Below are 13087 nucleotides of genomic sequence, written 5' to 3' on the forward strand. Positions count from 1 at the left end.
GAACTCCTTGTTTGAATTAGGTAATTTCGAGTCGATGAAAATAGGTTTAGCTTCGCCAGAAAAGATAAGGCAATGGTCTAGAGGAGAAGTCAAAAAACCTGAAACCATAAACTACAGGACTCTCAAGCCGGAAAGGGACGGTCTTTTCTGCGAAAGGATATTCGGACCGCAGAAGGACTGGGAGTGTCACTGCGGAAAATACAAGAGAGTAAGATACAAAGGCGTCGTTTGTGACAGATGTGGAGTTGAGGTCACAAAGGCCAAGGTAAGACGTGAGAGGATGGGCCATATAGAGCTGGCGGCGCCAGTTTCTCACATATGGTATTTCAAGGGCATTCCGTCCAGAATGGGACTGTTGCTTGACATGTCACCGCGTTCTCTTGAAAAGGTTCTGTATTTTGCATCGTATATAGTGACAGATTCAGGCAGCACTTCACTAAGCGAAAAGCAGCTGCTTACAGAAAAAGAGTACAGAGATGCAGTGGAAAAGCATGGGAATGCATTCAAGGCGGGAATGGGGGCAGAGGCCGTAATGGCTCTGCTTGAAAAGATAGATCTTGAGCTGCTCTCAAAAGAGCTTAGGGGAAAACTGAAAGACAGCACAGGCCAAAAGAGGATAAGGACTATCAGAAGGCTGGAGGTTGTAGAAGCTTTCAAAAAGTCTGGCAACAGACCGGAGTGGATGATTTTAGATGCCATACCGGTAATACCTCCTGATCTTAGGCCTATGGTTCAGCTTGACGGAGGAAGGTTTGCAACATCAGATCTCAACGATCTTTACAGAAGAGTTATAAACAGAAACAACAGGCTTAAAAGACTGCTTGAGCTTGGAGCGCCTGATATAATAGTCCGAAACGAAAAAAGAATGCTTCAGGAAGCCGTAGACGCGTTAATAGACAACGGCAGAAGGGGAAGACCTGTTACCGGACCAGGAAACAGACCGCTTAAGTCACTTTCAGACATGCTAAAGGGTAAGCAGGGACGTTTCCGTCAGAACCTACTCGGAAAGCGTGTTGACTACTCTGGACGTTCGGTTATAGTAGTAGGACCTGAGCTTAAATTCTACCAGTGCGGACTTCCAAAGAAGATGGCTCTGGAGCTTTTCAAGCCGTTTGTAATGAATGCCCTTGTTGAAAAGGGCCATGCTCACAATATAAAGAGCGCTAAGAGGATGGTCGAGAAGGTGAAGCCTGAGGTATGGGATGTGCTTGAAGATGTCATAAAAGGCCACCCGGTGCTCCTAAACCGTGCACCTACGCTTCACAGACTGGGCATACAGGCGTTCGAGCCGGTGCTTGTTGAAGGAAAGGCTATAAAGCTTCACCCGCTTGTATGTACGGCGTACAACGCCGACTTTGACGGCGACCAGATGGCTGTCCACCTTCCGCTGTCGGTGGAGGCACAGGCGGAATGCAGATTCCTGATGCTTTCAGTAAACAACATCCTGGCGCCAAAAGACGGATCTTCAATAACAACGCCAAGCCAGGATATGGTGCTTGGAAGCTACTATCTTACAATCGAGATAGAAGGCGTAAAGGGCGAGGGCATGATGTTCAAGGATTACAACGAGATGCTGCTTGCATACACTAACAAGGCAGTAGACCTTCATGCAAGGGTTAAAGTCAAAAAAGTGCTATCTGACGGAGCTATAGTTTTTGTTGAAAGCACAGTGGGCAGATTCATATTCAACGAAAACCTTCCTCAGGACATTGGCTTTGTTGATAGGAAAAAAGACCCGCATTCGCTTGAAGTTGATTTCCTTGTAGACAAGAAAAAGCTGGGGCAGATAATAGACAAATGTTTCAGAAAGCACGGAAACACTATAACAGCCATCATGCTCGACACTATAAAGGAGCTGGGCTTCAAGTTCTCCACAAGAGGGGCGATAACAGTTTCGATAGCCGACATGGAGATACCGCAGGAAAAATACAAGCTTATATCTGACGCAGAAACAAAGGTTGCAAAATATGAAAAGGCGTTCAGAAGAGGTCTTATCTCAAATGAAGAGAGAAAAGAAAGAGTTATAGACACTTGGACTGAGACAACGGAGAAAGTTACCGAAGCTCTTATGAACAATCTTGGAAGGCTAAACAACATATTCATAATGGCGCACTCTGGAGCGAGGGGAAGTAAAAACCAGATAAGACAGCTTGCGGGAATGCGTGGACTTATGGCTGATGCGACAGGTGAAACGGTAGAACTTCCAGTTAAGTCTAACTTCCGTGAAGGCCTTTCGGTTCTTGAGTACTTCATATCTTCACACGGAGCCAGAAAAGGACTTGCGGATACAGCCCTTCGTACAGCGGACTCGGGATACCTCACGAGAAGACTTGTTGACGTGTCTCAGGATGTTATAATAAGGGAAGAGGACTGCGGAACAACTGAAGGAATAGAAGTAAAAGCCTTTAAAGACGGCAATGAAGTAATAGAGGAGCTCTACGACAGAATAGTCGGAAGGTATATATCCAGCGATATAGTGAATCCGGAAACGGGAGAACTGATTCTCTCTGCAAACGACCTCATTACCGAAGAGAAGGCAGAAGAAATTGTGTCATCAGGAGTGAAGAAAGTCTATATCAGATCGGCGCTTAGCTGCAGAACTCAGCACGGTGTATGTGCCAAGTGCTACGGCAGGGATCTCGCAACGGGCAAGAATGTAAACGTAGGCGAAGCTGTCGGCATAATAGCGGCACAGTCGATAGGTGAGCCTGGAACGCAGCTTACGATGCGTACATTCCACACCGGCGGAGTTGCGGGCGGCGATATAACTCAGGGTCTTCCAAGGGTTGAAGAGCTTTTTGAGGCTAGAAAGCCTAAAGGCCTTGCGATAATAAGTGAAATGGACGGCTCTGTGCACATCAAGGAAAGCGGCAACAAGAGAGAAATCGTCATAACTGATGAAGCGGGCGAAGCCAAGACATACCTGATACCATACGGTTCGAGGATAAAGGCAAAGGAAGGCCAGTTTGTAGAGGCCGGAGATCCTATAACCGAAGGTTCAATAAACCCTCATGACATACTAAGGGTCAAGGATGTAGTTGGAGTTCAAAACTACATTGTCCAAGAAGTTCAAAGGGTTTATAGAATGCAGGGCGTTGATATAAATGACAAGCATATAGAAATAATAGTAAGGCAGATGCTCTCTAAGGTAAGAGTTGAAGAAGAGGGAGACACTGAATTCCTTCCAGGAGGACTTGTAGACATACTTGAATTTGGCGATGAAAATGAAAGAGTTGTAGCTGAAGGCGGCGAAGTAGCAACTTCAAAAAGAGTTCTGCTGGGAATAACAAAAGCCTCACTTGCAACAGAATCATTCCTGTCAGCTGCATCGTTCCAGGAGACTACAAGAGTTCTTACCGAAGCAGCAATAAAAGGAAAAGAAGACAAGCTAATAGGTCTTAAGGAAAATGTAATAATAGGAAAGCTCATACCTGCAGGTACAGGAATGAAAAGATACAAGGACTTGGCAATCCAAAGACCGGATCAAGAGAGTTAGAATTGGCGTTAACAATGTTAAACATCTAAATTCTATTGACACTAAATGTTGTGAAGTGATAAAATGTTTGAGTGTGTAAAATAGAAAGTGGACTTTTTGGTATCTGGCAATTGTTGGATATTTAAAAGGGAGGAAACTTTTATGAAAATTGAAGAAGTGAAAAATCTCGACAAAGTAATAGGGACAAAGCAGACAATACGAGCGCTCAAAGAAGACAAGTTGAAACTCGTGCTTATTGCAAAAGATGCAGATGAGCACATAATAAAGAATACACAAGAGATTGCTGCACAGAAAAATGTTGAGATAAACTACGTTGAATCCATGCAGCAGCTCGGAATCGCCTGCGGTATACAGGTGGGAGCTGCTACAGTTGGGATACTAAAATAAGTTCAAATATTTGGAAGGAGGTGCACTTTATGCCAACTATAAACCAGCTAGTGCGTAAAGGAAGAGCTAAGATTGAAAAGAAATCTACTGCTCCAGCTTTGCAAAGAAGCTTCAACACTCTTAGAAAAGAGGCGGTAGAAATGAACGCGCCACAAAAGAGGGGAGTTTGTACGTCTGTTAAGACTGTCACTCCAAAGAAGCCGAACTCAGCCCTTAGAAAAGTTGCAAGGGTAAGACTTACTAACGGAATAGAGGTTACATCATATATTCCAGGAGAAGGCCACAATCTTCAAGAGCACAGTGTTGTTCTTATAAGAGGAGGAAGGGTTAAAGACCTTCCGGGAGTTAGATACCACATAGTAAGGGGAACTCTTGATACGGCTGGAGTCGAAAAGAGAGCTCAAAGTAGATCTAAGTACGGTACTAAGAAACCTAAGGCAGCTAAGAAGTAACATACCACAGCGTACGGTCCTTTAACATAGATTTTAAAGGCACCCACGGCAGTAAATCTGTCGAGTACCTATGAGTTACAATTTAATAAGGAGGGAAGCACAGTGCCAAGAAAAGGTAATGTTCCAAAAAGAATTATAACTCCGGACCCTTTATACAACAGCCAGCTAGTATCAAAGCTTATAAACAGCATAATGGTAGATGGCAAGAAAGGTAAGGCGCAAAACATAGTATATGGAGCGCTTGACATGATAAAGGAAAAAACAGGAGAAGAACCAATAGAGGTATTTGAAAAGGCTATGAACAACATAATGCCAGTTCTAGAAGTAAAGGCAAGACGTGTGGGTGGAGCTAACTATCAGGTTCCAGTTGAAGTAAGACCTGAAAGAAGAGTTACACTTGGACTAAGATGGCTTGTGGGATATTCTAGAGCCCGTGGCGAAAAAGGCATGACTGAAAGACTTGCCAAAGAACTAATGGATGCTGCAAACAGCTCTGGAGCTGCAGTCAAGAAAAAAGAAGATACGCATAAGATGGCTGAAGCTAACAAGGCGTTTGCACACTACAGATGGTAGAATTGAATTAGATACAATAATCCACCTCGCCCCTTTAAAGGGGCGAGGATTAATTAATTAATTATTGGAATGGAGGCACAAAATAGTGGCTAGACAGTTCCCATTGGAAAGAACTAGAAACATCGGTATAATGGCGCACATAGATGCCGGTAAAACAACCACTACTGAGCGTATACTGTACTATACAGGACGTATCCACAAAATAGGCGAGACTCACGAGGGTGGAGCCCAGATGGACTGGATGGAGCAGGAAAAAGAAAGAGGTATAACAATAACCTCTGCTGCGACTACTGCTCAGTGGAAAGAAAATAGAATAAACATAATCGACACGCCAGGGCACGTAGACTTTACGGTTGAGGTTGAAAGATCTCTTCGTGTGCTTGACGGAGCCGTGGCTGTATTCTGCGCTAAGGGCGGGGTTGAGCCTCAGTCTGAAAACGTATGGAGACAAGCTAACAAATATAATGTTCCAAGAATAGCGTTTGTAAACAAAATGGACATAACAGGAGCCAACTTCATTCGTGTTGTAGACATGATGAAAGACAGGCTTTCTGCAAATGCGGTTGCTATGCAGCTTCCGATAGGCGCAGAGGATACTTTCAAGGGTATAATAGACCTTCTTGAAATGAAAGCCATAATGTACATGGACGACCTTGGAAACGAAATAGAGATAGTAGACATACCAGAAGATATGGTTGCTCTTGCTGAGGAACGCAGAGAAATGCTCGTAGAAGCAGCAGTTGAATCTGATGAAGAGCTTACTATGAAATATCTTGAAGGTGAAGAGATTACTATCGACGAGATAAAGTCAGGAGTCAGAAAAGGCGTTATAGCATGTACTCTAAACCCTGTGTTCTGCGGCTCAGCGTACAAGAACAAGGGAGTGCCGCTGCTGCTTGACGCAGTAGTTGCATATATGCCATCACCACTTGATGTACCTGCAATACAAGGAATTACAATGGATGGAGAAGAAGATCAAAGACCTTCTTCAGATTCAGAGCCTTTCTCAGCTCTTGCATTCAAGATAATGACAGACCCATTCGTAGGAAAGCTTGCTTTCTTCAGGGTTTACTCAGGAGTACTTGAGTCAGGATCATACGTTCTAAACTCTACAAAAGACAAGAAAGAGAGAATCGGACGTATACTTCAGATGCATGCCAACTCAAGAGAAGAGATAACTCACGTTTACTCGGGAGATATAGCTGCTGCAGTTGGACTTAAAAGCACTACTACAGGAGACACTCTGTGCGACATGGACAAACCGATAATACTCGAGTCTATGGAGTTCCCGGAGCCTGTTATACACGTTGCAATAGAGCCAAAATCAAAGGCTGCACAGGAAAAAATGGGTGTTGCTCTTCAAAAGCTTGCTGAAGAGGACCCTACATTCAGAGTCAGAACTGACGAAGAGACTGGACAGACTATAATAGGCGGTATGGGTGAGCTTCACCTTGAGATAATAGTAGACAGGCTTCTAAGGGAATTCAAAGTAGAAGCTAACGTTGGAGCTCCACAGGTTGCCTACAGAGAGACTATAACTCAGGGTGCTGACATAGACAACAAGTATGCCAAGCAGTCGGGCGGTAGAGGACAGTACGGTCACGTTAAGATCAGAATGATTCCTAACGAGCCTGGAAAAGGCTATGAGTTCAAGAATCAGACTGTCGGTGGATCTATTCCAAGAGAATATATCGGACCAATCGATGCTGGTCTTCAGTCTGCTATGGAAGCAGGTATTGTTGCAGGATACCCTGTTGTAGACGTAATAGTAGAGCTTTACGATGGATCTTACCACGAGGTAGACTCTTCGGAAATGGCGTTTAAAGTTGCAGCGTCTATGGCCTTCAAGGAAGGTATGAAAAAAGGAAACTCAGTACTTCTTGAGCCATACTTCAAGGTTGAGGTAGTAACTCCAGAGGACTACATGGGAGACGTTATGGGAGACCTTAACTCTAGACGTGGAAGAATAGAGGGAATGGAAGCTCAAACTGGAGCTCAGGTTATAAGATCGCTAGTTCCGCTTTCGGAAATGTTTGGATATTCAACTCAGCTTAGATCTATGTCTCAGGGAAGAGCGACATATACAATGATATTCGATCACTATGAGCAAGTTCCTGCAAGCATAGCTAAGAAGATAATGGAGCAAGGCAGATAATAACTGTTATAAATATAAGAGGGCAGCACGACTGCCCTCTGAAATAAAATTGTGACATCAGTGAAGGAGGAAGAATAAAATGGCAAAAGCTAAATTTGAAAGAACTAAACCACACGTTAACATTGGAACAATAGGACACGTTGACCACGGTAAAACAACACTAACAGCAGCAATAACATACACACTGCACTCAAGATACGGAACAGGTGAAGCAGTAGACTTTGCAAACATAGACAAGGCACCAGAGGAAAGAGAAAGAGGAATCACAATATCAACATCACACGTAGAATATGAGACACCAAACAGACACTACGCGCACGTTGACTGCCCAGGCCACGCCGACTATGTTAAGAACATGATAACAGGAGCAGCGCAAATGGACGGAGCGATACTAGTAGTATCAGCAGCAGACGGTCCAATGCCACAAACAAGAGAGCACATACTTCTATCAAGACAGGTTGGAGTACCATACATCGTAGTATTCATGAACAAGTGCGACATGGTAGACGACGAAGAGCTTCTTGAGCTAGTAGAAATGGAAATAAGAGATCTTCTAAGCGAGTACGACTTCCCAGGAGATGACACTCCAATAATAAAAGGATCAGCACTAAAGGCACTAGAAGATCCAAGCAGCAAGTGGGGAGATGCAATAATAGAGCTATTCGAAGCTATAGACAGCTACATTCCACAGCCTGAAAGAGCGGTTGACAAGCCATTCCTAATGCCAGTAGAGGACGTATTCTCTATAACAGGAAGAGGAACAGTTGCAACAGGAAGAGTTGAAAGAGGAATAGTAAAAGTACAAGACGAGGTAGAAATAGTTGGACTATCAGAAGAGCCAAGAAAAGTAATAGTAACAGGCGTAGAGATGTTCAGAAAACTTCTTGACGAGGCACAAGCAGGAGACAACATAGGAGTGCTTCTAAGAGGAGTTCAAAGAGACGAGATAGAAAGAGGCCAGGTACTAGCTAAGGCTGGAACAATAAAGCCGCACACAAAATTCAAGTCAGAGGTATACGTTCTTAAGAAGGAAGAGGGCGGAAGACACACTCCATTCTTCAACGGATACAGACCACAGTTCTACTTCAGAACAACAGACATAACAGGATCAATCGGACTACCAGAAGGCGTAGAGATGGTAATGCCAGGAGACAACATAGCTATGGAAGTTGAGCTAATAGCACCAATAGCGATAGAAGAGGGACTAAGATTCGCCATAAGAGAAGGCGGAAGAACAGTAGGAGCGGGAGTAGTTGCTTCTATAGTAGAGTAATAAATTCTCATAGTAATAAATTCTCATAAAGAAGGCATAAAAGAGAAGGAATACTTTTCCTTCTCTTTTAGTCTTGAATAGTCTGGTGTTCAGGCTGTTGTCATAGTTAATAGATAATTCATAGATTAATAAAAAAATAAATAAAAAAGCTTGTAAAACAGACACTATTGTTATAAACTATACTAGTGTGATTTTTGAATGCGATGAAGCAAGAGGTTGCTGGCGGCCTTAAAATACAAGGCTTTTCAGGTAATTCTGGCTGAGTATGTCTCGATCTATGAATCGGGCGACTAGATATCGTGAAAATCTGTTTCCTTGACACAAAACGCAACACGCCAGGAACAGTGTATCGATGTCGAGTTGCGCGTAGAAAAACTAAAAACGTGCGATTAAGGAGGTAAAACACATGTCAAATCAAAAAATAAGAATAAGACTTAAGTCTTACGATCACAAGATTCTCGATCAATCAGCTCAAAAAATAGTTGAAACTGCGAAGAAAACTAATGCCACAGTATCGGGTCCGGTTCCGCTTCCAACAGAAAAGCAGATAATAACTATACTAAGGGCTGTTCACAAGTATAAGGACTCTAGAGAGCAGTTCGAAATAAGAACTCACAAGAGGCTTATAGACATAACAAACCCAACACCTAAAACAGTAGACTCTCTTATGAGACTTGATCTGCCAGCTGGTGTTGATATAGAAATAAAACTGTAAAAAAACTTTAAAGCTAAGCTAGGGACATAGATGTACCTTATCTTAGTATGATTGCGGCGAGAGCTGCAATCCGCTGTAAGATTATGGGAGGTGTAATAATGAAAGGAATACTAGGAACAAAACTAGGAATGACTCAGGTTTTTACAGAAACAGGTGCTTGCGTTCCAGTAACTGTTGTACAGGCTGGACCTGTCTACGTTACTCAAATCAAGACTGTTGAAAAAGACGGCTACAATGCGCTTCAAGTTGCATTTGCAGACAAGAAGGAAAGCAGAGTAAACAAGCCTCTTAAAGGACATTTTGAAAAAGCTGGCGTTTCTTGCAAGAGACATATAGCTGAGTTCAGAGTTGACAGTGTTGAAGGCTTCGAGCTTGGACAAGAGATAAAAGCTGATGTCTTTGCTGCTGGAGAAAAGGTTGACGTATCCGCAACATCTAAAGGTAAAGGATTCCAGGGTGTTATAAAAAGACACGGACAGAGCAGAGGACCTGAAGCGCACGGCTCTAGATATCACAGAAGACCGGGTTCGATGGGTGCTTGTTCGTCTCCTTCAAGAGTATTCAAAGGCAAGAATCTTCCGGGACATATGGGTAGCGTTAGCGTTACAATACAAAACCTGGAAGTAGTAAAAGTAGACACAGAAAAGAACCTGCTACTCATAAAAGGTGCAGTTCCAGGGCCTAAGAAGGGGTTAGTTGAAATAAACACAGCGGTAAAGGCTGTTAGATAATGATTTTCATCAGGAAGGAGGAAGTTAAATGCCAAAAATAGATGTTTTGAATATAAAAGGTGAAAAGGTTGAAGAGATAACTCTTTCGGATAACATATTCGGCGTGGAAGTTAACGAACACGTCCTTTATGAAGTTGTAAAAAACCATCTTGCTAACAGAAGACAGGGAACTCAGTCTGCAAAGACAAGAGCTGAAGTAAGAGGCGGAGGAAGAAAGCCTTGGAAACAAAAAGGAACTGGTAGAGCGAGACAGGGAAGCATAAGATCTCCTCAATGGATAGGCGGTGGAGTTGTATTCGCTCCAAAGCCAAGAGACTACAGCTACAGCCTTCCTAAGAAGGTAAAGAGACTTGCTATGAAGAGTGCTCTTACTTCAAAGCTTCAGAACGGAGAAATAATAGTGCTTGACAGCCTTGCGATGGAAATGCCAAAAACTAAGGAGTTCAAGGCTATAGTAAGCAACCTTAAGCTCGAGAAAAAGGCGCTTTTCGTAATGGCTGAGAAGAACGACAGTGTTGTAAAATCAGCAAGAAACATACCTGGAGTTAAAACTGCGCTAGTTAATACTCTTAATGTATATGACATACTAAATCACAATGCTTTCGTAATAACGAAGGCCGCTGTTGAGAAAGTAGAGGAGGTGTACGAATAATGACTAATGCACATGATATAATCATAAAGCCAATAGTAACTGAAAAAAGCATGAGCGAAATGTCTGACAAAAAGTACACATTTGTAGTGGCTAAAAATACAAACAAAACCGAAGTTAAAAAAGCTGTTGAAAGCATATTCGGTGTTAAAGTTGAAAAAGTAAACACTATAAATTATGACGGCAAAAAGAAAAGAATGGGCAAGCATGAAGGAACTACTGCTAGCTATTCAAAAGCCGTAGTGAAACTTACTGCGGACAGCAAGGAAATAGAATTCTTTGCAGGAGTTTAGTTAAAAAGCACTAAAGAAGGAGGGAAAACAGATGGCTATAAAAAAGTTTAAACCAACATCTCCTGGTATGAGACACGTTACAGTGCTTGTATCAGATGAGATAACAAAGCATGAGCCGGAAAAATCACTTCTAACCCCACTAAAAAAGAACGCGGGAAGAAACTCGCAAGGTAAAATAACAATCCGTCATAGAGGCGGCGGGGCAAGAAGAAAATATAGACTTATCGACTTCAAGAGAAACAAGGATGGAATACCTGCGAAGGTTGCAGGAATAGAGTACGATCCAAACAGAACTTCCAACATAGCACTTCTTGTGTATGCGGATGGAGAAAAAAGATACATCCTTTCACCTGTAGGACTCAAGGTTGGAGACGTTATAATGTCTGGAGAAACAGCTGACATAAAAGTTGGAAACTCTCTGAAACTTAAGGACATGCCTGTTGGTACAACTGTACACAACATAGAGCTTAAAACTGGCAAAGGCGGACAGCTTGTAAGATCTGCGGGAACAGGTGCGCAGCTTATGGCCAAAGAAGGAAAAAATGCGCTTCTTAGACTTCCATCGGGAGAAATGAGATACGTAAACATAGAGTGTAAGGCTACGGTTGGACAAGTTGGAAACATTGAGCATTTCAACGTTACAATAGGTAAGGCCGGAAGAAAAAGACACATGGGCATAAGACCAACAGTAAGAGGATCTGTAATGAACCCATGCGATCACCCACACGGTGGTGGAGAAGGTAGAGCTCCAATAGGTAGATCAGGACCAGTAACTCCATGGGGTAAACCTGCACTAGGATACAAAACTCGTAAGAAAAACAAGGCTTCAGACAAGCTGATAGTTTCTAAGAGGAAAAAATAATAACGGTTGATATATATTTAGAAGCTTTCGAAAGGAGGAAAGTAAATGTCAAGATCAACTAAAAAAGGACCTTTTATACACAAAGGACTTCTTTCAAAGATAGAGGCAATGAATGAGAAAAACGAGAAGAAGGTTATAAAAACATGGTCGAGATCATCGACTATATACCCTCAATTGATAGGACACACGCTAGCTGTGCATGACGGAAGAAAGCATGTGCCGGTATATGTGACTGAAGATATGGTTGGACATAAACTAGGTGAATTCGTACTAACTAGAACATTCAAAGGACACAAAGGCGAAGATAGAACTTCTAAGAAAAAATAACGAGTCCTTTAAGCGGAAGGAGGTAATTTAAGTGCAAGCAAAAGCAATCGCGAAATTTGTTCGTGTAAGTCCAAGAAAAGCAACCCAGGTGGCTGGCCTTGTAAGAGGAAAAAAGGTGAATGAGGCTTTGGCAATACTAAAGTATACTCCTCAAAAGCCTGCCGGCATACTGGCTAAGGTTATAGAGTCTGCAATAGCAAATGCGGAAAACAACCATGAGATGGACAAAGAAAAGCTATACGTAGCTGAAATATATGCAAACCAAGGACCAACAATAAAAAGGTTCAGACCAAGAGCGATGGGAAGAGCCACTTCTATAAGAAAGAGAACAAGCCATATAGGAGTTGTTCTTAAAGAAAAATAGGACAAGGAGGGACATTATGGGACAGAAGGTTAATCCTCACGGACTAAGAGTCGGTATAATAAAAGACTGGGATTCAAGATGGTATGCCAATAAGAAGGATTTCTCGATACTTCTTCGTGAAGATTTCGAAATCCGTAAGCATCTTAAGAAAAAGCTTTATATCGCTGGCGTTTCTAAAATAGAAATAGAAAGAGCTGCTAAGAAGATAAAGCTTAACATATACGCTGCAAAACCTGGAATAGTAATAGGCAGAGGTGGAGCCGGCATTGAAGAAATAAAAGCTGAAATAGAAAAAATGACTCAAAAGAGCGTTATGATAAACATAGTTGAAGTTAAAAGACCGGAGAAGGACGCTCAGCTTATAGCTGAAAACATAGCTCAGGCTATCGAGAGAAGGGTAGCTTTCAGAAGAGCAATGAAGCAAGCTATACAAAGAGCAATGAAGTCTGGAGTTAAAGGCATAAAGGTACTTGCGGCAGGCAGACTTGGCGGCGCAGAGATGGCAAGAGACGAAGGCTACAGCGAAGGCAACGTTCCTCTGTCAACTCTAAGAGCAGACATAAACTATGGATTTGCTGAAGCTGACACTACTTACGGCAAGATAGGAATAAAAGTTTGGGTAAACCATGGCGAAGTACTTCCTACTAGCAAAAGAGCCGGAGCAGAAGTAGAAGAGAAAAAAGACTTCAACAGGGATTTCAAAAAAAGAGACAAAAAATTCGACAATAAAAAAGGCTTCAGAAAACCAGATAGCAGAAGATCGGATAGAAGCGAAAATTAATAAGCAGCACACGGGAAGGAGGAAATAAG

At 42.5% G+C, this 13087-nt stretch carries 14 protein-coding genes; all 14 read left to right on the forward strand.

Features of this window, described 5'->3' with window-relative positions:
- The first annotated feature begins 7 nt into the window (after positions 1 to 7).
- The gene (gene rpoC, locus EAL2_RS00710; protein ID WP_025434528.1) at positions 8 to 3496 is read left to right on the forward strand and encodes a DNA-directed RNA polymerase subunit beta'; all 3489 of its coding nucleotides are present in this window, start codon (positions 8 to 10) and stop codon (positions 3494 to 3496) included.
- A 141-nt stretch (positions 3497 to 3637) separates the two neighbouring features.
- A complete protein-coding gene (locus EAL2_RS00715) occupies positions 3638 to 3883 on the forward strand; it encodes a ribosomal L7Ae/L30e/S12e/Gadd45 family protein (protein WP_025434529.1) in 246 nt (81 codons plus the stop codon).
- A gap of 29 nt (positions 3884 to 3912) precedes the next feature.
- On the forward strand, positions 3913 to 4335 hold the full coding sequence (gene rpsL, locus EAL2_RS00720; RefSeq protein ID WP_025434530.1) for a 30S ribosomal protein S12: 423 nt from the start codon (positions 3913 to 3915) through the stop codon (positions 4333 to 4335).
- 102 nt (positions 4336 to 4437) lie between these two features.
- A complete protein-coding gene (gene rpsG, locus EAL2_RS00725; protein ID WP_025434531.1) occupies positions 4438 to 4908 on the forward strand; it encodes a 30S ribosomal protein S7 in 471 nt (156 codons plus the stop codon).
- A gap of 85 nt (positions 4909 to 4993) precedes the next feature.
- Positions 4994 to 7063 carry an elongation factor G gene (gene fusA / locus EAL2_RS00730; RefSeq protein ID WP_025434532.1) on the forward strand — a complete coding sequence of 690 codons (2070 nt, stop codon included), beginning with the start codon at positions 4994 to 4996 and terminating at the stop codon, positions 7061 to 7063.
- Positions 7064 to 7142: 79 nt separating this feature from the next.
- Positions 7143 to 8336, forward strand: a complete 1194-nt coding sequence (gene tuf, locus EAL2_RS00735; RefSeq protein WP_025434519.1) for an elongation factor Tu — start codon at positions 7143 to 7145, stop codon at positions 8334 to 8336.
- Between the two features lie 406 nt (positions 8337 to 8742).
- Positions 8743 to 9051 (forward strand): 30S ribosomal protein S10, encoded by a 309-nt coding sequence (gene rpsJ / locus EAL2_RS00740; RefSeq protein WP_025434533.1) that lies wholly within the window; start codon positions 8743 to 8745, stop codon positions 9049 to 9051.
- A gap of 98 nt (positions 9052 to 9149) precedes the next feature.
- Complete coding sequence (rplC, locus tag EAL2_RS00745; RefSeq protein WP_084480864.1) at positions 9150 to 9782, forward strand: 50S ribosomal protein L3; 633 nt, start codon at positions 9150 to 9152, stop codon at positions 9780 to 9782.
- Positions 9783 to 9810: 28 nt separating this feature from the next.
- Entirely contained in the window at positions 9811 to 10434 is a 624-nt protein-coding gene (rplD, locus tag EAL2_RS00750) for a 50S ribosomal protein L4 (RefSeq protein WP_025434535.1), read from the forward strand.
- Complete coding sequence (rplW, locus tag EAL2_RS00755; RefSeq protein ID WP_025434536.1) at positions 10434 to 10724, forward strand: 50S ribosomal protein L23; 291 nt, start codon at positions 10434 to 10436, stop codon at positions 10722 to 10724. The genes rplD and rplW overlap by 1 nt, the downstream gene beginning before the upstream one ends.
- Positions 10725 to 10755: 31 nt before the next feature.
- Positions 10756 to 11586, forward strand: coding sequence for a 50S ribosomal protein L2 (rplB, locus tag EAL2_RS00760; RefSeq protein WP_025434537.1), 831 nt, complete (start codon positions 10756 to 10758; stop codon positions 11584 to 11586).
- A 45-nt stretch (positions 11587 to 11631) separates the two neighbouring features.
- Positions 11632 to 11913: a 30S ribosomal protein S19 gene (gene rpsS, locus EAL2_RS00765; protein WP_025434538.1), complete on the forward strand. Its 282-nt coding sequence runs from the start codon at positions 11632 to 11634 to the stop codon at positions 11911 to 11913.
- Between the two features lie 31 nt (positions 11914 to 11944).
- On the forward strand, positions 11945 to 12277 hold the full coding sequence (gene rplV, locus EAL2_RS00770; RefSeq protein WP_025434539.1) for a 50S ribosomal protein L22: 333 nt from the start codon (positions 11945 to 11947) through the stop codon (positions 12275 to 12277).
- Positions 12278 to 12293: 16 nt separating this feature from the next.
- The gene (rpsC, locus tag EAL2_RS00775) at positions 12294 to 13058 is read left to right on the forward strand and encodes a 30S ribosomal protein S3 (RefSeq protein ID WP_025434540.1); all 765 of its coding nucleotides are present in this window, start codon (positions 12294 to 12296) and stop codon (positions 13056 to 13058) included.
- Positions 13059 to 13087: the final 29 nt, after the last annotated feature.

It is taken from the genome of Peptoclostridium acidaminophilum DSM 3953 (assembly GCF_000597865.1).
GTDB lineage: Bacteria > Bacillota > Clostridia > Peptostreptococcales > Peptostreptococcaceae > Peptoclostridium_A > Peptoclostridium_A acidaminophilum.